20 protein-coding genes are annotated in these 24,244 nt (G+C 55.8%); all 20 read left to right on the forward strand.

Going from position 1 to position 24,244, the window contains the following annotated elements; genetic code table 11:
* The first annotated feature begins 5 nt into the window (after positions 1–5).
* The 20 genes from OX89_RS04095 (at position 6) to traF (ending at position 24,243) form a co-directional block, all read left to right on the forward strand.
* A complete protein-coding gene (locus OX89_RS04095) occupies positions 6–614 on the forward strand; it encodes a DUF4400 domain-containing protein (RefSeq protein WP_047349669.1) in 609 nt (202 codons plus the stop codon).
* Complete coding sequence (locus OX89_RS04100; RefSeq protein WP_084001988.1) at positions 578–1,345, forward strand: EAL domain-containing protein; 768 nt, start codon at positions 578–580, stop codon at positions 1,343–1,345. The genes OX89_RS04095 and OX89_RS04100 overlap by 37 nt, the downstream gene beginning before the upstream one ends.
* A gap of 343 nt (positions 1,346–1,688) precedes the next feature.
* Complete coding sequence (locus OX89_RS04105) at positions 1,689–2,171, forward strand: lytic transglycosylase domain-containing protein (protein ID WP_047349671.1); 483 nt, start codon at positions 1,689–1,691, stop codon at positions 2,169–2,171.
* Positions 2,172–2,206: 35 nt separating this feature from the next.
* A complete protein-coding gene (locus tag OX89_RS19005; protein ID WP_234305499.1) occupies positions 2,207–5,965 on the forward strand; it encodes a PKD domain-containing protein in 3,759 nt (1,252 codons plus the stop codon).
* 118 nt (positions 5,966–6,083) lie between these two features.
* Positions 6,084–6,707 (forward strand): hypothetical protein, encoded by a 624-nt coding sequence (locus OX89_RS18410; RefSeq protein ID WP_157497292.1) that lies wholly within the window; start codon positions 6,084–6,086, stop codon positions 6,705–6,707.
* Positions 6,704–6,982, forward strand: a complete 279-nt coding sequence (traL, locus tag OX89_RS04120; protein ID WP_047349674.1) for a type IV conjugative transfer system protein TraL — start codon at positions 6,704–6,706, stop codon at positions 6,980–6,982. Before OX89_RS18410 ends, traL begins: the two co-directional genes overlap by 4 nt.
* Positions 6,983–7,005: 23 nt before the next feature.
* Complete coding sequence (locus OX89_RS04125) at positions 7,006–7,755, forward strand: type IV conjugative transfer system protein TraE (protein WP_234305500.1); 750 nt, start codon at positions 7,006–7,008, stop codon at positions 7,753–7,755.
* Positions 7,676–8,857 (forward strand): type-F conjugative transfer system secretin TraK, encoded by a 1,182-nt coding sequence (locus tag OX89_RS04130; protein ID WP_047349676.1) that lies wholly within the window; start codon positions 7,676–7,678, stop codon positions 8,855–8,857. Before OX89_RS04125 ends, OX89_RS04130 begins: the two co-directional genes overlap by 80 nt.
* Entirely contained in the window at positions 8,854–10,302 is a 1,449-nt protein-coding gene (locus tag OX89_RS04135) for a TrbI/VirB10 family protein (protein WP_047349677.1), read from the forward strand. Before OX89_RS04130 ends, OX89_RS04135 begins: the two co-directional genes overlap by 4 nt.
* Before the next feature lie 5 nt (positions 10,303–10,307).
* A complete protein-coding gene (gene traV / locus OX89_RS04140) occupies positions 10,308–10,799 on the forward strand; it encodes a type IV conjugative transfer system lipoprotein TraV (RefSeq protein ID WP_047349678.1) in 492 nt (163 codons plus the stop codon).
* Positions 10,800–10,835: 36 nt separating this feature from the next.
* The gene (traA, locus tag OX89_RS04145) at positions 10,836–11,171 is read left to right on the forward strand and encodes a TraA family conjugative transfer protein (RefSeq protein ID WP_047349679.1); all 336 of its coding nucleotides are present in this window, start codon (positions 10,836–10,838) and stop codon (positions 11,169–11,171) included.
* 13 nt (positions 11,172–11,184) lie between these two features.
* Positions 11,185–13,629, forward strand: a complete 2,445-nt coding sequence (traC, locus tag OX89_RS04150) for a type IV secretion system protein TraC (protein ID WP_047349680.1) — start codon at positions 11,185–11,187, stop codon at positions 13,627–13,629.
* A gap of 16 nt (positions 13,630–13,645) precedes the next feature.
* Complete coding sequence (locus tag OX89_RS04155; protein ID WP_157497294.1) at positions 13,646–14,263, forward strand: hypothetical protein; 618 nt, start codon at positions 13,646–13,648, stop codon at positions 14,261–14,263.
* A gap of 116 nt (positions 14,264–14,379) precedes the next feature.
* Positions 14,380–14,910: a hypothetical protein gene (locus OX89_RS04160; RefSeq protein WP_047349682.1), complete on the forward strand. Its 531-nt coding sequence runs from the start codon at positions 14,380–14,382 to the stop codon at positions 14,908–14,910.
* 13 nt (positions 14,911–14,923) lie between these two features.
* Positions 14,924–15,433 (forward strand): signal peptidase I, encoded by a 510-nt coding sequence (lepB, locus tag OX89_RS04165; RefSeq protein ID WP_047349683.1) that lies wholly within the window; start codon positions 14,924–14,926, stop codon positions 15,431–15,433.
* A complete protein-coding gene (locus tag OX89_RS04170) occupies positions 15,396–16,592 on the forward strand; it encodes a TrbC family F-type conjugative pilus assembly protein (RefSeq protein WP_234305501.1) in 1,197 nt (398 codons plus the stop codon). Before lepB ends, OX89_RS04170 begins: the two co-directional genes overlap by 38 nt.
* Positions 16,531–17,787, forward strand: a complete 1,257-nt coding sequence (locus OX89_RS17980; protein ID WP_234305502.1) for a TraU family protein — start codon at positions 16,531–16,533, stop codon at positions 17,785–17,787. Before OX89_RS04170 ends, OX89_RS17980 begins: the two co-directional genes overlap by 62 nt.
* 83 nt (positions 17,788–17,870) lie before the next feature.
* Positions 17,871–21,860 carry a conjugal transfer protein TraN gene (traN, locus tag OX89_RS04175; protein ID WP_047349711.1) on the forward strand — a complete coding sequence of 1,330 codons (3,990 nt, stop codon included), beginning with the start codon at positions 17,871–17,873 and terminating at the stop codon, positions 21,858–21,860.
* A gap of 428 nt (positions 21,861–22,288) precedes the next feature.
* On the forward strand, positions 22,289–23,272 hold the full coding sequence (locus tag OX89_RS04180) for a hypothetical protein (protein WP_047349684.1): 984 nt from the start codon (positions 22,289–22,291) through the stop codon (positions 23,270–23,272).
* A complete protein-coding gene (gene traF / locus OX89_RS04185) occupies positions 23,260–24,243 on the forward strand; it encodes a conjugal transfer protein TraF (protein WP_047349685.1) in 984 nt (327 codons plus the stop codon). Before OX89_RS04180 ends, traF begins: the two co-directional genes overlap by 13 nt.
* Position 24,244 lies beyond the last annotated feature (1 nt).

Raw genomic sequence — 24,244 nt, forward strand, 5'->3', positions numbered from 1 at the left:
CGGGTATGGCTACCGCCCAAAAGGAAAATAAGCACTCGTTTTCTTCCGTTCTGCTGGTCATTGTTCTCTTTGGTTCTTTGGCCGTTCTCGCTTTTGTTCCGGTACAAGTATTCGAGAATGTGCGCAACGCAGAGCAACTCAGTATCCAAAACTGGCTGGGTGAGGAAGTGGATCAGTGGATCATGATGCGCATTTTTGATGTTCTGGCCCTCGCCAATAGTGAGGCAAAGGAATCTTTGGCCTCGGTTGCGGTCAGTGGGAACGCAAAAATTGACGACTGGTTGGTGCAGCGGGTCTATGCGTCTTTGGTGTGGTTGCATGTAGTCCTCTATCGAAGCGGCCTGCTGCTCATGTGGCTTGCCTTCGGCGTCCCTGTGGTATTGGCCACCGTGATTGATGGACACTTTTTGCGTGAAATCAGAAAAACGTCATTCACCTCCCAAAGCCCAGTTCTGCACAAAAGCGGGCTGGATATCTTCAAAGTTGCCGTGACGTTGATGGTCGCCTGGGTATTTATACCCTGGCACATCACGATGCTGGTTGCGCCCATTGGAATTTTGACAACAGGAGTTGCCGCATGGTTATGGATATCCAATGCTCCCAAGCGGATTTGACATCGCCGAGAGCCAAGGTGGAATTTGCAGCGGCAACGATTGCCAAGAAATTCCGAGCGCAACCCATTGTTGACGCAGGCACATTAGAGGTCGTCGGCTTGGAAATGCTTTGCCGCGACCGTTTGAACTTCACGGATAGAAGGAAAATGGTTGACGCGGACATTGAGGCAATCAAGGCCGCATCAATCATGGCTGCTTGCAAGGCATATCAGCATGTACATTGCAATGTGGAAATCCTGTCTGTGATTGACCCGGAGTGGATTGAGGGGATGGCGATTCACATCAAGCCAGGCGTTGTCATTGAGGTGGTGGAGCGCAATGGTTTGATGATGAAATCATTCTTTGCCGACCAGGTGAAGAATGTTGTTGAACTGATCAGGGCATACGGTGGTCTGATCGCCATGGATGATTTTGTGTTTAACGATCACAATATATTCATCATGGAATCAATTCATCCGGACATCATCAAGGTGGAGAAAGCGGAATATATTGGAGAGATTCGTAAATTCACCGATGCTCCAATCGTTGTTGAGCGTATTGAGACAGTACATATGTCGCGTAACGCCAAAAAGGCGGGTGCTGATCGTTTGCAAGGCTATTACTGCGATATTGAAGTTCAAGGCCAGATACCGGAGCGGCTAACGCCACCAGGGGTGATGGCCAGGCGGCAGCAGATGGTTGACGGTTTGTCGCAGCGTCAACCAGAGCGGCTTGTAGCCAGCTTTACCTGATCCATTTCCCCGCCGCGCAAACCCGGTCATTCAGGGCCGGGATAGCGGCGCTATTCGGTTCTCTGGGCTTCAATGTACTGGCGCACGATCTCAATCGGAGCCCTCAGTACCCCCAGCGTCAAGCTGTTCGATGTACTGGTCTCCAAAGACCCGCGCACGGGACGCATGACTGCGCGCCTGGGGACGTAGCAACAGCACGTTTCCCGGCCCAGCATTCGACGCCGAAGCAGGCTGGGCAGTCCAACGAGCTTCTTGGCTCGCGAGATGAACCCAGCCGGAAATACGCTGGTTTTGAATGCTTTTAGAGGCGGTGGCAGACGGGCGACTTCGTAGCATGCCCCATATGAGAAATTGGGTTCTTGCACTGACCGTTGCCCTGCCGATTGCAGCCTCTGCAACGTGCTTTGATGAGGCGGCGAAGCGCTACGGCGTGCCGCCTGCATTGCTGAAGGCGATATCCACCGTGGAGTCGGGCGGCAACCCTAACGCCCGCAACGTCAACAAGAACGGCTCCTACGACATCGGCCACATGCAAATCAACAGCAGTTGGTTGCCGACCCTCGCGAAGTTCAACATTGACGAAAAGGCCTTGGGCGATGCCTGCGTCAATACCAATGTGGGCGCCTGGGTACTGGCCCACAACATTGCACGCTATGGGCTCTCCTGGGAAGCCGTAGGTGCCTACAACGCGGCCTCGCCGAGCAAACGGCTCATCTATGCACAGAAGGTCGCGGATGCGCTGCGCAAACAAGCCAACGCACGTTCGCAAGCAAGAGCACGGCAGGAAGTTCATGCAAGCGCTGCGAGCAATCAGTCCCAGCATTGAAGCAATACCGGTCATCACCCAACGGAGCACGTCTGATGAAAGCAATTCTAAAAACGATTCCAGCAGCCATTCTTGTGACGTTTGGTGCATGGCATATCACCGCCAGCGCTGAACTCATCAGCCAGGTGTGCCAGGTCAACGATGTCAATGCCTGTGAGTCGTCGGGCGCCACCATTGCTCCAGCGAGCATCCTGACCATTCGAGGCTACGCGTTTGACACCGCCACGGGCGATAGGCCGCTGGACGCCAAGGGGGGTTATGTCATCATCCGCAATGAAGATACGCTGGTCGATTACAGGCTGCCTCTGCAGGCACTGGAAGCGCGGCCGGATGTGGTCGCGTCTTCGATTGATGGGGTGCTCAAGCCGGAAAACTATGACGTGGTGAAGGCCGGTTTTGTGGCTCAGGTTTTCATGGCGTCGTTACCTGCGGGCCATTACTCCGTGCAGGAAGTCAACCTCAAAATGAAGTCGTCCAGCCAGGCGAAGCTGAACCTGACGGATGCGAGCCAGCGCGCCACGTTCAACATCAGCGGCGGATCCAGCGCGTTGCGCCTGGTCAAGCAAGACGGCACCAGCATCCCTCTGGCCATGGGGAAGGCGAACTCGAATTCCATACCGGTCACTGGTTATCCGCCCCTGCGCAACGGCAACTTCACCATCGAGGCGGCGCTGCCGACCATTGGTGGGGAAACCAAAAAGAGCGTGGATTTCTTGTACCGGCGCCCCGAGGTAACCGTTCCCGTGTCGCTGCCGCTGGTCGAAGAGTTTCCGGGGATGACATCGCTCTTGTCCCTGTCGAACCCGTTGACGAACCGGCCTCTTGACATGGCGACGCTGCCAGCCGTGGTCGATCAGGTGCAGGGCGACACCCTCTCCGTGGACGGCGCTGCCTTGGCGGCGGACAAGCCGATTGACATCAACCGCATGGGCGGCGCCATTGGCGTGTACCAGATCAACGTCAAGGACACTGAAGAGGCCGAAGGGCAGCAAAGCACCAAGCTTTGGCTGAACCTGCCCGATGCACCGAATGTCAAGATCGTCTCCACCCGTTGGGATCCGGCCAAGAAAGTGGTCATCGACACGCCAGTACAGAAGATTGCGGTGAAGGTCGAAGACATGGATGTCCGGGCATCTCTCACGAATCCATCCACCGATACGTGCCAGATCCTGAGAACCATGAAGACCGATAACATCCTCGGTCAATTCTCAGGTACGGATTGCGCCATCAAGTTCACGGACATTCCGGATGGCATGAAGCACAGTCCGTATTTCGCAAACGCCTTGCGTGGGGCGGTCTCCAATGTCGGCGACAACACCATCAAGTACCGTGTGGGTGTGACCTACACCGATCCCGCGACGAAAAAAACGTCCTTCTACCCATCGAAGACGCCGGAATCGAGCATCAACATCACGGGCCTGGAGCCGACACCGATCCAGCTGAACTTCAGAAATGACAAGCTGATCGATCCGTTCTACGCAGCCAATTCGGCTGACTATCCGGACAAGAACTTTGCCCTGGTGGATCTCGCGCAGGCGCGCTCGCTGGGAACCATGAGCGTCAAGAGCGGCCATCGCGGCGTCAAGACACGTGTGACCTATCCTGGAGACGAAATCAAGGAGGTCTACACCACGGTGCTGGAGTCCGGCGTGCCGATGGCCATGAAGGCGGATACCCCCTGGGACAGCTACAAAGTCACGGTGGAATCCTGGTACGAAAAGGCGCCGGAGTACAAAACCACCAAGGTCATGGACTTCATCGGCATTCCCATCGGGCCGGTGGCTGACCTGGAAAAGGAATTCCTGTCACACGACAAGGCTGACACCATCATTCACGGCAGGCTGGGCATCGCCAAGGGTCAGAACCTGATCTTTGATCCCGCAGCCATGGGCACCTGGCAGGTGACCATCGTCAATGACAAAACCGCTCAGGTGATGTCGCAACCTGTCACGGTGAACAGCGATGGAACATTTGAGATCAACCTCGGCACCCTGAGTGTCGGCGTTCGCTCCATCGTGGCCAAGGCACAGATGGTCAGCACCAGCGGACAAGTCGCAAACAATTCCGCGACATCGAAAATCCGCTCGCTGGTCACCTCTGTGGGCAGCTCCATTGAGGCGAGCCTGGCCGTGAAAAACAGCAGCGGCAAGGCGCCATTCGTGCAAACCATCGTGACCAACTTCAAGGATCCCAAGATGCAGTCGAGCGTCAAGGCCGTGTCCTGGGAAGTCCTCGGTGCGGATGGCACCTGGAAGTCTGTGATGCGCAATGGGCAGGCCGATGTGGAGCACATTGGCATCAACTACATCGCCACCGTGGAGGCGGCTGGTGAGGCACAGTACCGCGCCGTGCTGGTGAACAAGTATTCGGGAGCGACCTTCACGACCGAACCCATCAAGCTGTCGGCGTTTGACGTGCCGTCGTTCAAGGTCAAGGGGCCTGACGTGGTGCAGGCCAAGCGCCCCGTGACGTTTGAAATCGAGACCGAACAAGGTTTCGAGGCCCAGTACACCTGGAAGATCACCACGTCCGGTGGCTACCAGGATGTGGGGCCTACCGATGGAAAGACCTTCACCTTCACCCCCACCGAAGCCAAGAGCTACTCGATCGAAGTGGTCAGCCGCCAAACAGGCGCACCCGCAGACAACGGCCAGGCCTCGGTGAAAAAGACCGCTGGTGTGCGCGCCGTCAACCCCTTGACCGCGCGTGCGGCCATCACCGGCCCGACCCTGCTGGAAGCAGGCAAGCCGTACAACTACAAGGCGACCATCAATGACGTAGTGTCCTCGAACGCCAACAAGGGCTACGTGCTCAAGGGATACTGGGTTCTGCCCGATGGCACGCGGGTCGATGGCGCGGATCTGGTGTTCACGCCGCGTCCAGAGGACAAGTTGCTGAGCTTCTACACTTACGTGGACGGCTTCCCCGATGAAACGTCGGTGGCCACCTTCTCCTTCAGCACCTGGGCCTACAACTGGCCCACGAGCTGGCAGATCAAGCTGCAGCCCTTGGTGCTGGATGTGCCAGCGACCGTGAAATTCACCATCGAGACCCCCGGTTTCCGGATGGGTGATCTCAAGGGCGAGCCGCTGACCTATACCTGGTCGCTGCCCGATGGCATCAAGCAAACCTCGGGCACCGAGGCCGCTGGCACGCTGAGCATCAACAAGCATGGGAATTTCCAGATCGCGGTGCAGGTGAGCGACACACGCGGCAATGCGGTGAACATCACCTCCGATGAGTTCAGCATCTTGCCGCCAGCGACCATCGAGACCGATCTGTCCATCGTCTCCAAGTACGGCGAGAACTTCTTTGCACCAGGAAACTACTACATCGGCGTCAAGACGTTGAAGCTGCCGCGTGGTGACTCATTCCTGCGCCATGAGGCCATGATCAACGGAGCGAAGGTGGGCGAGTTCACGGGCTCGGGCAACTATGTCGCCTTCGCCAACGCGGGTGACTACGACGTGACGGTCAGAACCATCACCAAGTCCGGCGCCTATGGGGAGAAGACTGTCGCGGTGAAGGTGCAGGGAGCGCCCAACCCCAACTGCGAGATCAAACTCTCCAACACCACCAGCGGCATTCTGGTCACCCCCATCTGCACGGTGGATGCTGGCTACATCAAGTCCTACACCTGGACGTACCAGCTCGATGGCCGCGAGCAAAAGAGCACCTCCAAGACGTTCCTGATTTCCAAGCAGTGGTTGACCAACGGCACCATTGGTTCGGTGAGCGTCGAAGTCGAGGGCGACCTCGGGGGCAAGACGGCCCAGGAAGTGATCTACAAATAGGCATTCCAGAGCATTGCCGCCATCGGCAATAGGATCAAAAACAGGCGCTTTTTGCGTCTGTTTTTTTTTGCCCGCCGCATAAAGTTCACCACACATGAAAAAGGCGGGCAATAACAGAATGTCTCAGTTCACGCAAGCGAAGGTCGGCGCCAGGCTACCAATCCTTATTGGGCTATCCATATTCATCACCGGCTGCGCGCCCAAGTTCATTGACATTATTGAACCGGCCAAGAAGCAAGGCTGGGTGGAACGCCAGGCGACGGCGACCAGCGATCAAACCGGCGTCATCCAATCCATGGAGATTGTGCGCGGCGACATGAACGACAACGTGACCGGGCCGGATGACCGCGTGATATGGATTGCCGGTGTGGATCTGCAAAAAAGCAGGCTGCAGCGCTTCCACGAGCGTATCGGCGAAAAGAATTCCGCTTTGCAGCAGCCGGTTGGCCTGAAAGGGGCTCTGGTGCAGTCGTATCAATTCGGGATTTTTGGCGATGGTTTGAGCGCCGAAGGCAAACTGGCCCTGAATAAATTCAAGGGATCGTCCACCGATCGGTATTACGTCGAGTTTCTCAATGAAGGCCCCATGTCCGAAGATGGTGTCAATGCGACCATGGCGGCATGGAAAAAATTGCTACCGGAACTTCAGTCCAAGGGGATTGATAAATCCAAGGTGATATTGGGTGGCGCAAAGTATGACCAGAAGGTCAATTCCATTGTTCTTGTGAAGGTCGGCCAGTGACTGAAAAACCAATACCAAATTATGTCGATGACCAGATGCAAATATTCTTCTGGGAACTCGATGAATTCTTCCCATCGCTGACGATGTTTATCGTCATGTTCATGTGGGATCAACTGCTTGTCGGGATTGTGATGACGGTGGTATTCGTCAAGTTCTTCAGCCGCTTCAAGAATGCCAATATGTCCGGCGTGCTCTTCCACATGGCATGGTGGATCGGCCTCATGGGAATGAACAAGAAATTCGACAGCGGCGCCATGCGGGAGGCGGTCAAGTGAAACTCATATCGGCATTGCGCAACATGAAGCAGTTGCAATCACTGACCATAGCCATGGTGTGTTCCAACATCATTTTGGCGATGGGCGTCAGCTATGCCATGGTTGCGCTCGGCAATAACCATGAGCGCGTGGTACTGGTGCCGCCCAATCTGGACAAGAAAGCGGAAATCGCATGGACATCAGCGAACCGCGAATACATCAAGAGTTTCGGCCTTTACATGGCGACCCTGGTGGGCAACGTTCAGCCGAAGTCGTCCACGGTGGTGCTGGATTCGGTGTCGGCCTTCATGGATCCGGCGATATACACGGATTTTCGCAAGCAGTTGATGACCATCATCGAAGACCCGGTTTTCAAGGCGTCGGGATCGGTGATTTCGTTCCTGCCCAGTTCCATACAGTATGAGGTGGAAACCTCGCGGGTGTTCGTGACCGGGGCGATCATTACAAGCACTGCCGGTTCCACGAAGTATACGAAGAACGTGATTTATGAACTGGGGGTTCGTATTCGTGAGGGCCGTCCCTGGGTGACGCATTTTACGAGCTATGAGGGCACCAACATCCATTCCGTCAACTGGTGGGCGCAAAAGGCAAGCAAGGACGGCACGGTCATACCCAATTATGCATTGCCAGATAAATGGAATGGCAAGGAAATAGAAACGTCGGTGCCGTCTGATTTCTCGGTCATGAAAATGGATGAAGGCGTCAAACCAGGAATCACGGCTGATGAGTCCAAAGAGACTCCGCAAGAGCAAATTGTTGAAAGCGCAAAATAAAATGCAAAAAGCCTTTGGAATCACCTCACTGGCAATCGCCATGCAATTGGCCTGGCCGCTTGCGGCCTTGGCCAACGACGAAAACGAGGCACCGACTTCGCCCGCGAGCACCCTTCAGGCAACGGCGGCAAAGCCCGAGCCCGCCGCTCCCGCCGTAGCCAATGCGCTGGACACAGCTGCCAAACCAGAGCAAAAGGCTGGGAGCCGCTTTGCGACGAAGGTTGGCTCGGGCGGTTCCCAGGTGGTGCAAAAGGCGCCCGAAGTCAAGCTGCCTCCAGGCCCGCTCGGCAAAGCGCCCGAGGACATCAACAAGCTGATAGCCGAGGCGCAAAGGGCGGGGGGCCAGCCGCTGGATCCCATCCAGCGCGAAATCAACATGCCGGGCCTGAAAAAGGACGATCCAGCCCTCAAGCCCTTCGTGCTGCATACACGCAACGGCGTCAATGAGATCGTGAAGATGTCGTCGCACCTGCTGAACCGCATCGCCACGCCGTTCAAAAAGCCGGTGTTGATCGATACCACGGAATCGCCCAGCAAGATCGTTGGCAGTGACATCTACTACACCCCCAAGGGCGACCAGCCTGTGGGTCTGTATATCGCTGACTCTGCCAACACCTCGCAGACCATCAGCCTGACCATCATCCCCGACAGCCAGATTCCCGGCCAGAACCTGATTGTCAAGCTGGAGGACTTGCGCACGGTGCAAAACCTCTCGCTGGCAGCCGCCACGGCCGAGGAAGCCGAGGTGGTGCAACCCAAGGCCAACGATTACACCGGCTTCGTTCGCTCGCTCATGACCCAGGCCGTGCGCGGCAAGATCCCCGGCTTCTCGCCCGTGCCACTCGAAGGTGGCGTGGCGCGCATGGGCACCCTGGATGTGCAGCCAGAGCTGGTGTTGACAGGCTCCGTCGTGGACATCTATCGCTATCGAGTGCGCAACTCCGGTGAGCAGCCCTTGGATCTGCTGGAGACGGCGTTTTTCCGCAAAGGGGTGAAGGCCGTGAGTTTCTTCCCCAGGCTGGCCCTGCAGCCTGGCCAGCAAAGCTACGTGTTTCTGCTGGCGGATAAGCCCAATTCTTCTGGCGAAGGAGAGGGCCAATGAGCGTTGCACAGAAGTTCAACAACCTGACTCCGCCGCAAAAGCGCACCACGATGGCCATCGCTGCCATCACCCTGGTTCTGGGGGTGAGCTGGGCACTGGCATCCGTGTCGGAGAAAAAGGCCAACCGCCATCCACGTGCTGAAAAGCCCGAGGTGACCGTGGTCTCGCCCACGCGCGCCACGGGCGTCGAAGCCTTCACGGCGCAAATGCAGATCCTGCAAAAGCAGCAGGAAGAGGTGAAAGGCAAGTTGGAGCGGCTCATGGCCGAGCGCCAACGAGGCCACTCCAGTGATGACCTTCCCAAAGACAAGGAAAAGCCCGTGGATCTGCATGATCCGATCCCCGAGCTGACGCCACAGACCAGCGTCTTCGATGCCCCGGTGGACAAGGGTGTCGGCCTGCCGCCTCCGCCCAAGGTGGCCGTCAAGCCCGTGGTTGAACCGCCCGCGCAGCCATCCCCGGCCGATCAGGCATCGGCTGTGGATGCTGCTCCCGCAGCGAAGACCATTCGCGTCGTTGCCGAAGACGGGGAGGTCACCAAGGAAGAGAGCGAGGCGAAGCTCAACGCATCCCAGGTGAGCGTGAAGGCACCGCAAAAGCCCGAATCGGCGTTCATTCCCGCTGGCTCCATGTTCACGGGCGTGTTGCTGTCGGGTCTGGATGCACCCACGTCCTCGGTGGCACAGCGGAACCCAACGCCCGTGGTGGTGCGCATCAAGCGCGAGGCCTTGTTGCCGAACTATGCCTCCATTGACATCCGCGAATGCTTTGTCATGGCCGCTGGCTACGGCCAGCTCTCGACCGAGCGCGCCCTGATGCGGGCCGAAGTCCTGACCTGCGTGCGCCACGATGGCCAAGTCATCGAGAACACGCTGGACGCCTACATCGTCGGCACGGATGGCAAGGTGGGCATTCCCGGCCGTCTGGTGTCCAAGCAGGGGCAAATGATCGCGCAGAGCCTGCTGGCGGGCACCCTGGGCGGCATCGGCCAGGCGCTCAATCGCTCCCGCGTGCCTGCGCTGAACCTGAACCCCGCTTCAGGCCACACCCTCTACCAGGACGAATCGATTTCTTCGATCACCCAATCGGGCGTTGCGGGTGGTATCGGCACTGCCACCAACATGATCGCCAAGTTCTACCTGGACATGGCCAAGGAAACCTTCCCCGTGGTGGAGGTGCCCGCTGGCGAGGTGGTGACCGTGATTGTCACGCGAGGTTCCAACCTGCCCCTGAAGGGATCGACCAACCTGCAGCGCGTGTCCGCTCCCCAGGATCCTCAGAACCGGGCGAACCCGCAGCACAAACCGGCCAGCCCATCGCCCCTGGCCTCGTTGCCCGCTGCCACGAGCCCCGCAGTCGCTGCCGCCGAGGCCGCCATCAAGGCCACAGAGCCAGGCGCCCACGGCGGATCGAGGGCAACTTTCCAAAACGGTCTTGGCTGGTAATTCACATGAACCACACCCTTCGCAATCGCATCCTTGTTCCCGCAGCCATGGCAGCGCTGGCGCTGCTGTCCGGTTGCTCCACGCTGAATACCGCCAGTACCTCGGAGTTTTCCTGCCAGGACAAAAACTGCCCGACGCCATTCGAGGTCTACAACGAAACCAACCAGGCGCCCGCCGCGATAAAGAACGGCCGCACGCCCGCGAGCTGGGGCAAGAACGGCAACAAGGCCCAGGAGGAAGTGCGCCTGGATCTGACCCGGCTGCACCCGTCCGCAACCCTGGCCGTTGCCGATGACCCCGGAGCGCAACCGCTGCGCGAGCCCAGCCAGGTCATGCGCATCTGGATCGCTCCCTGGATCGACCAGGGCGACAACCTGAACTGGTCTGGCTACGTCTACACCGAAGTGACCCCCAAGCGCTGGGCTTTCGGCGAACAAGAGATCCGCCATCAAGGCATGGCGCCGCAATTCCTGGCACCGAACTTCCGCCAGAAATAACCGTTTCCCCACCACCAACCTTAGAAAGGTAATTTCATGAAGACTCAAATCAACACGGGCGACAAAGCCGCACGCAACGTGCAACTGGCATGCCTGCTGGCCGTGGCCGCAGTGATTCCGCTGCAAGCCATGGCGGGCTCGGGCGGTGGCGAGTTCACCCAGGTGTATGACCAGCTCACCGGCTGGTCGAACGGCATTCTCGGCAAGGTGCTGGGCGTGGCGGCGCTGCTGGTGGGCCTGGGCGTGGGCGTCATCAAGCAGTCCGTGATTGCGGCCGTGGTCGGCATTGCGATGGCGCTGACGGCGGGTTTTGGCCCCGGCGTGATCGATGGCGTGATCTCCTCGGCCATCTCTGTCGTCACCCCCATCTAAGGCTGCCCTCGCCATGTCTGCACTGCTTCATTCCATCCAGCGCGCCACGCAACGTGTCAGTCCCGACGAATACATCCCAGTCACAGCCTACGATGAGGATACCGGTGTTTTTCTGACGGACGACGGCCACGTAGGCGTTTGCTACTGGGGGGATCCGGTCAACGGTGCGGACGATACGACCACTGAAATGCTCAAGGGGGCGCTGTCCATAGCGCTGCCCGAGGGCAGCTTCGTGCAGCTGTCGATCATCGGCATGCCCGACATCGACATCCAAATCGGACGCTATGAGCAGCGCCGAGAACAAGGTCTGGGCGTCATTGCGGATGAATCCACCCGCATGATGCTCGATGCTTACTACAAGCGCCGCGCAGCCTTTATTTCCAGATCGCGCGAAGAGTCCAATCTGCCGTCGATCGGCAACAAGATTCATGACCGCCGTGTGGTGCTCACGGTGAAGTCACCCTTCAAGGGCGTCACGCCCAGTCCCAACGACATCGACAAGCTGGCCGAATCCGGCGCCAAGCTTGCCGAGTCCATGCAGGTGTGTGGGCTGTTCCTTCGCCGGATGAATGCCAATGAATATCTGGAGCTGGCCTTCCGCCTGACACACCCCTTTGATGATCCCAAGCTCGATAGCTATCGCGACGATCAATCCCTGAAGGAGCAGGTGTTTGTTCCTGGGGAAAGCCTCGAAATCCGCAAGGACGAGATCTCGTTTAACGACGATACGCATGTGCAAATGCTGTCTGTCGGCCGCTGGCCAAAGGAGAATGCGCTGTCGCTGATGGCGTTCATCATTGGCGATCCGCTGGGGGCCAACAACCAGATCAAATTGCCGTACCACATCAACTTGACGATGCACTATCCCAACCAGTACGGGAAGACCAGTGCCATCAAGCAGAAGTCGGCCATGATCAACTACCAGGCTTTCGGCCCCATGCTGCGCTTCGTCCCGAAGCTGGCCTTCAAGAAGCAGGGCATGGATGTGCTCGTGAATGCCGTGGAGCAGGGCGCCACCGTGGTGGAAGCTACGCTCACGGTGAGCGTCTACAGCAAGAGCCGCGAGGAGTGCTCGCGTCAGGTGTCGAGCCTGCGCACCTACATGCAATCGTTCGATTTCGCCATGGGCGAGGAGCGTTTCGTGGTGCTCCCCTCGTTCTGGAACTCCTTTCCCCTGTATCCCAGCGCGGAGAGCATCAAGAACACGTTCCGCTTCAAGACCATGGCCGTCGAGCAGGCCCTGACCTTTGCCCCCATCATGGGGGAGTGGAAGGGTACGTCGGCTTTCGCCAAACCAGGCAAGGGCTACGGCATGCTCTTGCAAAGCCGCCGTGGCCAGTTGATGTCCATGGATCTCTACGACAGCCCGACCAACTACAACGGCGTGATCTTTGCATCGTCGGGCGCTGGTAAATCGTTCCTGACCCAGGCCATGATCATGGACTACATGTCCATGGGCGCCAAGGTGTGGGTGATCGACGTGGGGCGCTCGTATCTGAAGCTGGCCAAGCTGCTGCAGGGTTCATTCATTGAGTTCGGCCCTGAGTCCGGCATTTGTCTGAACCCGTTCTCCACCGTGAAGGACATCGACGAGGAGGTGGCGTTGATCCAGGCCACGATCGAGAAGATGGCCGCACCCGAAGACGGCCTGGATGATTACCGACGTTCACGCATCGAGGAAGCCGTCAAGGCCGTCTGGGGCCGCATGGGCTCCGGCTCCACCATCACGGACGTGGCCGACTACCTCACGCACCAGGAGGACTCGCGTACCGTGGACATGGGCAACATGCTGTACCGCTTCACGCGTTATGGCTCCGAGGGCTACTGGTTCGATGGCCAGGCCAATGTGGATCTGACCAATGACCTCGTGGTGCTTGAGCTGGAAGAGCTCAAGGGCAAGAAGACGCTGCAGCAGGTGGTGCTGATGCAGCTCATCGCCAACATTCAACGCGAGATGTACCTGTCCAATGACGGCAGGCCGAAGATCCTGATCATTGACGAGGCCTGGGACTTGCTCGATGACCCCATGGTGGCGCGGTTCATGGAGCATGCCTACCGGCGCTTTCGTAAATACGGCGGCTCTGCGGTGGTGGTGACGCAATCGATTGCCGATCTGTACAAATCGGATTCCGGCCGCGCCATTGCGGCGAATAGTGCCTTCAAGCTCATTCTGAAGCAAACGGCGGAATCCATTGAGCAGGTGAAGAAGGATGGCCATCTGGCGCTGGGGGACTATGGCTTTTACCTGCTGAGCACGGTTCACTCGATTCCAGGCAAATATTCCGAGGTCATGTTCTACACGGAGCAAGGCACGGGCGTCGCACGGCTGGTGGTGGATCGGTTCTCACAAGTGTTGTTCTCAACATCTGGCGCTGAACGCACGGAGGTCATCGCGGACATCGAAGCAGGCGTGCAACCGGTGCAGGCCATCGAGAACTTCATTCAGCGACACGGCTGAGGTTGCGATGGGCCTTATGGATCGCGACTACATGCACGATCGGTGGCGGGAGAAGGATTCGCCTATGCCGCCGACGAAGCTTGGTGAGACCATCTTCAGAGAGACCAGAACATCTGGCGCGTCAAGTCAAGATAACCACGCCATGAGAAACAAGAATATCACGGTGTTCAGAGTTGCCGTGTTTTTTTGGCTCATGAGCGTTGTCGCCTATCTCTACGTGGCCAATCAGCGTGCCATGGCGCTTCCTAAACAATTTGCAAAATACATCCTGACGCCGAGGGAGAGATTTCTGTTGATTTCAGAAAAGCTCGCAAGCTGGATCGATGTTGTCATTTTCGGTGGCAGGATAGGGCAGAAGGAAATTTTAGAAGCTCAACTGATATTGTCCTGGGCTGTCGTCATATCAATCGTTTGCATTGCAATTGGTTTGATGTGTTTTCAAATGGCAGCGCGATCGCTATTTGTGGTAGTGGGTATACTGTTGTTGGCATTTGCCGCAATTCATTCCACGCCAATCGTAAGCGGAATGGAAATATTTGCAATCGCGGCAAATGCCGTACTGTTTGGCTACATTTTTTCAAAAATGCACCTTGGGGCCGTTGACTTGAAATTCCAGGGTTGGGCAATCCGGTAGTCAGCACAACAGCCGCCAAACTCGAAACGTGACAAAAACGGGCGCTTTTGGCGCCCGCTTTCTTTGGTGAAAAAAACTAAAGTCGCAGGCGTCCATAGTCATCTCCAAGGAAAGTCATGCAAGAGAGTGGCCAAGAGCCTCATATCGCCCGCGACGCAGCGGTCGCCGCACCTGGTCAGCAAGAACCCGTCAGCACGGCTGCTGCCCCCACGAACAAGGCCAAGTCAAGCATTGGCACGCTGATCGCCGACCTGCTGCTGTATGCAGTGGTGTCTGCGGTGGTCTCTGTGTTGGTGTTCAAGCTTGCACCGCCAATCTTTGGAGACGAGAAAAAGACGGTAGCGACGAATTTCGTGGTGGTGGACGTAGAGCTCATCGCCAGGGAGCATGTGCTGGCTCTTGGTGAAAAGGTTCGTGATGGAGTTATTCCCATTGACCAGATGCAAGCGAAGACGACGGAATTCACCAAGGCAATGATTGAACAGTTCCATACATACTCAAGAAAAGGCTTGATCGTATTGAACGCCACTGCGGTTGCCTCAATTCCTGAAGACGTTCAGGATGTGACCATGGATATTCAGAACACTCTGAAGGCTGGCGGATATATTGAAGACAGAAAGCCCAAGAGTGCCGATAGTAAAAAGTGACGGCTTCAGTCGGATGCTGAGGGCGATCGGTTATGGATTGACCATTCTGGTCATCAGCTGCGCCATCGCAGTCATCGGGCTCCTGTTGACGGGGTACAGAGTGGGCTTGGATGCACAGCGACTCATTGGCAAACCTGCATGCATGCCATCCCTCGTCTACCTCTGGACGAAAACCGATGGCAATCCACCGAGCAAAGGTGACTACATCGTGGCCAGGATGCCGAAAACCAGCTTCGGTATGGGTGGACGCGAAGGTGACCGCATCGTGAAGATCATTGCTGGTGTGCCTGGCGACAAGGTGCGCATCGTGGGCACCGAGCTATGGATCAACGGCGAGCACAAGGATCGTCTCTGGCTCGCGAAGAGCCTTCCAGGAAAGAGTGTTGGCGACTATGACGTGGATGTCGTTCTGGGTGAACGGCAGTATTTCGTCATGGGGACAACACAAGAAAGTTTTGATTCGCGTTATTGGGGGCCTATAAATCGTGAAGCAATCATTGGCACGGCTTTGCCTGTGTTTTAGTGCGGCAACCTGGCTTGCCGCCGCTGTTGCAGATACCTCGGCCAAGGCGCCCTGGCTGGACAACAAGGCCGTTGGGCAAGCCATAGAGCCGCTGCAACTGGCCCCGGCACGCAATCTCGCGGACTTCTCCTTCGGCGGGCCGAAGAAAGAGGCCTGGATGAATGAACTGCCGGAGCAACTCAGGCAGGCGTCGCCGGTCGGGGAACAAGACAACATGGCGCAGCAATACGACATGCAGATCTTCATCTCGGCGGGGATGCCTGAGGGTGTGCTGAAGCACCTTTTTTCCCAAGCCACGGAGTTCCCAAGGGGCCGGGTGCGCTTTGTGCTGCGTGGATTCACGCCCCAGAAGATTGGCCCTCTCATTGCAAAGCTGCGTGCACTGATGCCCGACCCGAATGCCGATGACCTGGTGATCGAGGTCGATCCTGGCGCGTTCAGAGCCTATGCGGTCGATGCAGTACCCGTCTATCTGGTGAAAGAAAAATCACCCAAAGGGGACAAGTGGTTTGAGGTGAGGGGAACGCAAAGCCTGAAAGTGGCGCAGCAAAACGTCAAACGGCGCTCCAGCCTGATGATGGGCGAGCTCTACGCTATCTCTGAGCCGGACATACTTTCGGTGATCGAAGACCGTGCCAAAAACAACGACTGGGAGCCGGTCATAGCACGCGCCAAGGAACGGGCGATGCGCAACTTGAAACCAGGATTTGATCTGCCCACAGCCACCGAGACAACAGTCCGGTTCTTCACCCCGACCTTCACCGTCCCGCATGACATCGAGTCCCCAGGCAAGGAAGGACAGGGGAAGGTGCTGCTCGCCAGGGAAGGGCAGGTAGTCAAGCTCCTGGAGCATACAAAACTCCCGGCGCCCATTATCGTTTTTGATCCATCGGATGTTCGACAGACAAAGTTGGTCAAATCCTGGCTGAAAAAGAAAGAGTATTCACGGGCGGATCTGTTTGTGGTTGGGTTCAATTTGCAATCCATGGATGCAAAGACTCCGGTGACATTGGAGTTGGCCAATACCTTCAAACGGCCAGTCTATCCTTGGATGGCGAAGCTCAATGAGCGTATGGGGGTGGAATCAGTCCCATCGATTGTGGAGCAAGAAGGCGATCGTCTCAAAATTCAATCCATCTCGCCGCAAGCGTATGAATAAAAAAATGGGAATCAAGAACCTGCTGATCTCAACGCTGATTGCGGTAGCCAGCTGCGGTCTGGCGATGGCTGAAGACGCTGGGGACGGTGGTTCAGGCGGCAGCACGGGCGGCGGCAGTAGCAGCAAGGCAATGAACATCATGTGCAACAGCTATAGCCCGCTGAACACGATGTTCAAGGATGTCTGCTGGGGTGGAATTTTCCCGATCCGCCTGGCCGGGGTGACATTCATGGCCGGGAAGTCGGGCGTACCCAATGATGCGACGGACAAAATTGTCTGTAAATGCGGAGGAGACTTGAAAAAGGCAGAGCTGCCGCGTCTAGGGTTTGCGGTCGGTTTCTGGGCTCCATCAAAGATCATCGATGTGACTCGCAAACCGTACTGCTTGCCGTCACTGGGCGGGATCCAGTTGCCTCTGGGTAACGTCGAGTACATCAATTCAGGGGCAAACATCGGCCGTGGTGATCGAAACGAACGTTTCAGCAACTGGGTTCTATATAGTTTCCCAATTATCACGATGCTGAGGCTGCTGGACGAGGGAGCGTGTCCACCAGATGGATTGACTGATTTTGATCTGATTCAGGCGAGTCCGATGTTTCCAAACTGGAATGACAATATTGGAAGATATACGATATTCATGAACCCAGAAATGGCGTTGTTCGCTAGTGTGACATCACTTTTTGCACTACCCATTGATGCGGCTGCTTCGACAGCAGGACATCCGATCAATAGCCTTTTCTGGGCAGCTGGCGCATGGGGTGCGACCTATCCCATCACGGGATTCAGTGGAGGCGGGCCTGCCACCTTTAGCAATGAGCCGGTGAGGAATTCGAGCCTGGCAGCGTTTCGGGCCATGTCGTTGTTGCATAGACTTGGGTTCCTCACCGAGACCATCGGCAACAGCAATCTGTGTGAACGCAGCAAGCGGTTGATCATCCGCAAAGATGCATACCGCTGGCAGTTCCTGGCGCCATCGCCGGAAAAAGATGGCCCGACACCCGGCGCTCCGCCACCAGCCAACACGACAGATCAGGTTCGTGAGGTCAACCCGCCGTCAAGACATGGCACATGCACCCATCCAACAGGTTCCAACACGGCTGCCTGGGGTATGTGGCGGGACGTGCCTGTGACCGGAGAGGATCATTCGTATCTGCTCTTCCAGTGGACTGACTGCTGTTTCGGCGTCTACAACTGAATACGCTGGCACAAGGCGGAAACACGGCATGTATCGGCGCTTTTGGCGCGTCGATGCATGCCGATTCTTTTTAGCATCCCATGATGGAATCAAAAAAACTCGCGTGGCCCATGCGCATGGTGGCCTATCTAATGCTCTTCATAGCCACATCCGTGTGGCCTGCGAGCTGGCATATCGCTTATGCCGGGGGCCTGCCACAAGGACTCATCACACCTGATTCAGGTACATCCTGGTCGGATGAAGCCTGGGTCGTGAGCGAGGCCAATGATGATCTCGCTGATCGGGCATTGATCAACAAGCGGGCCGCACGGTTGCTGCGCGGCGATGGGCATGATTTGCCGCTGCGCGGGCCGAGACTGGATTCGGAACCTGATAAGGTTCGGTTACCAAACATCAAACAGGATCCAGATGAAGAAGCCTACGCAAATAAGCAAGCGCTCAAAATAAAGGAGCTGACCACGGGCGAGGTGGTTAACGCTGCGCAAAGAAACTCAGATGCTGCTCAGGAAATGGTAAATGAGATTGGCAAGGACACCCTGGAGACCAAGCGTGCCGAGCCAGACGAAAACCAAACGACCAAAGGGCGGTTCAATGCGAACGAAATGGTGCCTGGCTTCAATAATAAAGAAGTCGCCGACATGCACGCCATGGGGACTGACATATATAACAGCCCTGAAAAGCTGAAGGGCCTTGCGGAGCAAAACAAACGAAACATCCGCAGGGATGGATGCCGTAAAACACAGTTCGTGGCCAAAGAGTTGCAAAATATCGATCTTGCACAAGGCTCGCCTGAGCATCGCATTCTGAAGGTCGAATTCTTCGATATTGTCCAGGAACCGATTGCCGGGACAAATCCCGTTGAATACCAATCAGTCACCAAGCCGACGACCTATAAGCGAGGCACGGTGGATATGCTGGTGCCAACCATTGGCGGCGGCTCCACTATCTACTGGGACAAAATTGATGAAACATACACCATCAAGTACACATATACACCATTCAACGCGCCTAAGAATAGAAACTATTTCACGCACAACCATTGGTTTGCGGTAGATAAGGGCGCCGGTATTGAACGTGTCTACAACCCAGGCCTCGTGAGCTACGGCTCACCAAAAGACGGATGGAAACCAGTCGCCAGCAATCCCATTCAGCTAGGCGTGAAGGCTGCATATCTGAGTGCGGATCTCTATAGTGCCGATGTGACATACACGCAAGTGGCAGAAGGACAGCCATGCCCGCCCGACCCACCGCAGCAATGCGAGGTGCCATCCGTTGGTGGAAATCCCATACGCTGGTGCCCGGATGCACTGGGGGCAAGCATTGTCCAAATGTATGACGACCAGGCCAATCCGAATGATCGAGCTGTTGGCAAGAAGGTTAGTGACCTGTCGGCCATCAATACCTCCAAGAAAGACTACCGAAGCGACCCGGAACTAGTGTCTGGCATGATTCGAGGTCTGAATGCATCCAGCAGTGCCAAGGCGCAAGAGCTGGCAGGTTCATGCCGTCGCTCGCCGATTTCAAGCATCACCATAGACCGTGGCAAATCTTATGCAGTGCCTGACATGCAGCTGTGCTCTGAAACACTGGTCAACCCTTATCCAAACGGGTGCAAAAATATCCAGCGTTCATTTGGCCTGACCTACATCGGCGAACACAACTTCCTGACTGTCCGCGCCTTCAACAAAATCAAGGTGCCGATCATTGATCCAATGACCAACAAGCAGGCCAAGGACGCGGACGGAAAGCTCCTGTACACCTACGCTCGGAATCCAGCGAACGTGAAAGGCCCGATCAAGACTGACTTCACGATCATGGGCGGCGCCGTCTGTCCAGGCGGGCAGGATTGCACCTCGGAAAAACTGCCCGATGATCCCTATGGAAGCAGTGAGGGCTACTACGTGGAATACAGCCACACGCCCATGGGCGGTGACTACAAGGCCTATGCCTTTGATGGCGTCTACGTCCAGGCTGGCGGCACAGGAAACTTCACCAACTATGGGAAACCAGACCAGGCCTGGAAGCCTACCGGAACGGCTGCGGGCGATGACACCCTGCATCAATTGAAGTTGATGGCCAAAGCCTACAGCGTGCCGATCAACACCTTCGCTGGCTGTGAAAAGTACATGCAGTACGTCGCCGATGGGTTCTGCCAGGGAGGAAAGCTGACATGCAAGGTGGGCGGGCCTACCAGAACGGTAGGCGGCGTGACCTTTGGCCCGAACCTGCCCAACAGTGGGATCGTCGATATCTTGAAGAAGTGGGGCACCGATGCGTCGGCAGTGCAAAGTCCCATTGTGAATGGCGAGGGTGCCGAGCCCACGCCAAACGGCCCGCCAATCGCACTGCTGGATGATCCCATGTGTTGGGAAGCAGAAGGGGAGAGCTTCACCAGCTGTTCGACCTTGGCGGATACTGGCACATTGAAGCATTTCTTCAAGAATAATGGTGAAGAGTGGGCAACAGACTGCAATATCACGCCAGACCCACAAGGCACACCGCTTGAGTCATCGGGGATGTGTAAGCGAACACCCGGCAACGATAGTTGCGATTCGCGTTATAACGGTGTATTTACTGGGGTTTGCTATAACCCTAGCCTATCCTATGACTGCGGCAAGGAAGTGCAGGGGAAAATGCCTGTTCTGGTCGAGGAACAAGGCGATTCGTGTACTGGTGCTCTCCGTTGCATGGGCACAGAATGCCACCGACCGAATCTCACTGGAAATCACGGTGAGGATTTCGCAAAAGCGATGTCTGGCATGGAAGCATTGAATTTCATGATGAATGAAATGATTTGCGACGAGACCGGTCAACCGCCAAAATCCGTGGATGAGCCATGCACGCCAATGGTTTTTGGCGGTAAGCCATCCTGGTGCAAGATTCCAGTTGGCAATGAAATCGGTATTACGCCGAACTGCTGCAAGGACGCGAAAGAGGCAACCAAATCCGGGCCTGGATGGGAAAAATATCTTCTGGCTTATAGGGCCATGCAGAAGATTGGTCGAAATGAAACATTCCAGAAGTTCATGGCGGAACAGGATGTCTACAACCAAACGGCGAAGTTCTTCGGTCAGATAGCCGAACCGTTCGAGAAAGCATACGCTTCTGCTTCGAAATGGGTTTCAGAGAACGTGATTTCACCATTCCAGGCTGGTTTTGATCATCTTTTTGGGCCGTTGTCAAACGGAGCAGGATCAACCGTGGCGGAAACCGGCGTTGGAGCGATAGCAAAGCAGGCGGGGATCAGCGGTGCGATTGATGAGTTAAAGCAAAAACTCATGCAAAACGCATATGAAATTTTGAACCAAATAGCGCCAGGCATCGGCGACGCAATATTTACATCGTCAAGCGGCGTTGTCACCGGAATGACGGAAAGTGCAAAACAACTATTGGAGCAATTTAATACCGTGATGACGGTCTACTCGATGGCAAAGCTCATCGGACATATCATATTCGCCTGCAAACAGGAAGAATATGAATGGGGGCAAAACGATAACTGGCGGCTCTGTTCATATGCTGGAGATTGTTGTTCGAAGAAAGCGCTCTTCGTCTGTGTTGAAAAGCGCAAACTGTATTGCTGCTATAAATCAATCGCTACCCGAATCATGAGTGAACAGATCGTGAAGCAGAATCTCAGCGGGACGCGTCCATTTGGTTACCGCACCAGAAAGGGAGGCGGCTCACTCGGTAAATGCGACATCAACTGTGGCGGCTTTACACCCCTGGAGTTGGCGTCGGTCGATTGGGCAAGAGTGGATCTCTCGGAGTGGACAGATGCGATGGTCGAGAGCGGCATGCTCAACCCAGCAGATCCACGACAAAACTTCGGGGTCACCTCAGACAGCGTGCCACTGACGAACGTCATCGGCGGCGTGGGCGATACGGAAGGCAAGTTTGATCAACGTTCAGCGGCGTTCAAGACAGCCGAAGGATGGAAGGACAACATGTCATCCATTAGTGGGTTCTCGGAAACGCTGCGCAGCGACGGCGTTGAGCCCTGCTACGACGACAAGGACGATAAAAAGATGCCTTTCACCTATCCTGGTTGCCAGAAGACACCAGCCGCACCCTGACCTTGCCGGGGCAGCTAAAACAGGGCAGTTTCCGACGTTTTTCGTGATCGATTGATCGAGCGCGACTCATACCATCATGGCGTCCTCATGCAATGGCACGAGGGCGCCATTTTTTTATTTTGAAATCAAGGGTGAAACTTGAGCGGTTCTGTTGTCATCGGGATGGTAATGATCTTGGGAATTGCCGCGCTCATCCTTGTGGGGGCAAGCACCAAGAAGGAAGAGACGCGTCACAGAGGTTCCGACGATCGCGTCCCAGTCGCCAGGAATCGGCGTGAGAGTAGGCGTGCAAGAGTCATAACCAAAGAATTGAGCGAGGAAGAAGAAGCTCAGATACGTGAGAGCTGTCTCATTGTTCCGCCGCCTGACGAAAAGCGTATTGAGGCGGTTGCGCCACGGAACGATTCAATGCGAACGAGAGGAAAGCTGTGAAACGCTACCGTGTTTTGGTTTACGCGAGTATCGTCGCCATAGGGTGCTTGCAAGCGCACGCACAGGACAGCATGGATGGCGTTGTCGATGTGATACGAAAAGCCAATGGTGGCGGCATGCAAATTTCGGCGTGCAGCGCGCTGGAAAGTATCAACAGGCGCACATCAAACCCGGAAAAAGAAAAGAAAAGGCTGGAAGCGATCCGGTTCGTAGAGCAGAAGCTGAAGAATCAGGATCCCACGATGTGGCGGGCAAGAGGTGACGTGGCGCGCAAGGGGATGTTCGGCTACCCAAAGGATGAAGCCAGCGCGTTGAAATTCTACGAGAAATCCAAAGCGCCAGAATCAGGCCTGAATGCCGCATTGATGCTTTATCACACGACCGACATTGCATCGAATCCAGAAAATGCGAAGAGAGTAATCAACATCCTGCACAGGTCAGGTGCCTCGAAAGATGATTCTCGGGGTAGCACTGGCGCCCAGGCGCACTACATTGCGGGAATCATCTACGAGGCCGGTGCTACTGGAACGGCGGATCTGCCTCGCGCATTCAAACATTTTCGTGCATCTGCGCGAAATGCGTATGTACCTGGTGCGTACCGATACCTCCGACTGCTCACACAGTCTCTGCCGAAATTATCTGACGGGGAGAGGCAAGGCGCACTCCAGGAAATCAGGATCATGGTCAAGCGCTGGAGTTGGCAATCTCCTGACATCATGATGCTCCATGGCGATCTCTATGCAGGCAAGTGGTTTCCTGATGAAGCCGATGGATTCTTTGCTCAATATTATTGGCGCGTTGCATCCAAGATGACGGGGGCCAAAGAGGCAACAGATTGGGATGAGGCACTGCAGAAGCGCTTGAAGCCGTTGTCGAAAGAAAAAGAGAAGCGTGTCAACGAGGCTGTTGATGCAGCTATGCGAAACAATGTGGTCAATATCGATCATCCTTTGGAATTCATTGACTTATGCGTCGATTAAAAGCTATACCCTCTGAACTCATTGCGGTCACGGCGCTGTTGATTTTGGCAATGGTGTCGATTTCGCCTGCCTTTGCGGTTGACAACTTCATCAAGGGAAAAGAAGAAGGTTGGTTCTGGTACGAGCGCGAGCCAGAACCAGTTGTTCCCCCAGAGCCGCCAAAGGTGGAACCACAAAAACCAACGCCCAAGAAAGAGGAGGCGCCAAAGAAGGTGAGTGAACCGAAAAAGCCACCGGTTCTATCAGTCGAATGGTTCAAAAAGGAATATGAAAGCGTGTTGAACCAGGCCATTGATGACCCGACAGAGGAGAATGTGCGCAAGTATCGCTATGCCACGCGCGTGATGCTGGATAAGGCGAGCAACTTTACGCATGTTTTTCAACGTGAAGCACTGCTGGATCCAATGCTGGATGAGTCCAATCGTATGCCATTCTCCTCAACCGCTCGCGGCAGCTTTATGCGCCTGACAACGCAGGAGCAACTCAAGGCTACTAAGGACATTGGCGCAAAGGCTGGTTTGTGGGTCTTTCTGGATGAATCGTGTGCGTTCTGTGCTCTTCAGTACCCCATGGTCGCCCGTGCAATCAAGGATCGTGGTTTCACGGCGATTTACATTACACCCGATGGCAAGCGCATATCGTGGATGGATAAAAATGATGATGTTCGCAAGGACACGGGTCAATCGAAACACTTGCGCATTAGTGTTCGGCCAGCCATTGCCATGGTGGTTCCTCCTGAAAACATCACGGTATTGACTCAAGGCATGCTGTCTCAGGACATGCTTGAGGAAAGAATTCTGTTTGCGGGTGATCGCGCTGGATTGCTCAGTCCAGAGGTTAGTAAAAAGGCGTTTCCTGAACGACGCGGTTTGCTAACGCCGCAGGACATCAGGGAAATTGGACTTGAGATGGAAATCAATCCGGACAGCCTGACAAACAACGTCCAAAATCGTCTAGAAAAAAGGTATTGAA

It is taken from the genome of Diaphorobacter sp. J5-51, from assembly GCF_001023515.1.
GTDB classification, from domain to species: domain Bacteria; phylum Pseudomonadota; class Gammaproteobacteria; order Burkholderiales; family Burkholderiaceae_C; genus Diaphorobacter; species Diaphorobacter nitroreducens.

Coding starts and splice junctions, on each gene's coding strand:
- traA (WP_047349679.1), top strand. CDS start 10,836: ATGAAGACTCAAATCAACACGGGCGACAAAGCCGCACGCAACGTGCAA.
- OX89_RS04135 (WP_047349677.1), top strand. CDS start 8,854: ATGAGCGTTGCACAGAAGTTCAACAACCTGACTCCGCCGCAAAAGCGC.
- OX89_RS04155 (WP_157497294.1), top strand. CDS start 13,646: ATGGATCGCGACTACATGCACGATCGGTGGCGGGAGAAGGATTCGCCT.
- lepB (WP_047349683.1), top strand. CDS start 14,924: ATGCTGAGGGCGATCGGTTATGGATTGACCATTCTGGTCATCAGCTGC.
- OX89_RS18410 (WP_157497292.1), top strand. CDS start 6,084: ATGTCTCAGTTCACGCAAGCGAAGGTCGGCGCCAGGCTACCAATCCTT.
- traF (WP_047349685.1), top strand. CDS start 23,260: ATGCGTCGATTAAAAGCTATACCCTCTGAACTCATTGCGGTCACGGCG.
- OX89_RS04125 (WP_234305500.1), top strand. CDS start 7,006: ATGAAGCAGTTGCAATCACTGACCATAGCCATGGTGTGTTCCAACATC.
- traC (WP_047349680.1), top strand. CDS start 11,185: ATGTCTGCACTGCTTCATTCCATCCAGCGCGCCACGCAACGTGTCAGT.
- OX89_RS04130 (WP_047349676.1), top strand. CDS start 7,676: ATGAAGGCGTCAAACCAGGAATCACGGCTGATGAGTCCAAAGAGACTC.
- OX89_RS04100 (WP_084001988.1), top strand. CDS start 578: ATGGTTATGGATATCCAATGCTCCCAAGCGGATTTGACATCGCCGAGA.
- OX89_RS04160 (WP_047349682.1), top strand. CDS start 14,380: ATGCAAGAGAGTGGCCAAGAGCCTCATATCGCCCGCGACGCAGCGGTC.
- OX89_RS04095 (WP_047349669.1), top strand. CDS start 6: ATGGCTACCGCCCAAAAGGAAAATAAGCACTCGTTTTCTTCCGTTCTG.
- traV (WP_047349678.1), top strand. CDS start 10,308: ATGAACCACACCCTTCGCAATCGCATCCTTGTTCCCGCAGCCATGGCA.
- traN (WP_047349711.1), top strand. CDS start 17,871: ATGGAATCAAAAAAACTCGCGTGGCCCATGCGCATGGTGGCCTATCTA.
- OX89_RS04105 (WP_047349671.1), top strand. CDS start 1,689: ATGAGAAATTGGGTTCTTGCACTGACCGTTGCCCTGCCGATTGCAGCC.
- OX89_RS19005 (WP_234305499.1), top strand. CDS start 2,207: ATGAAAGCAATTCTAAAAACGATTCCAGCAGCCATTCTTGTGACGTTT.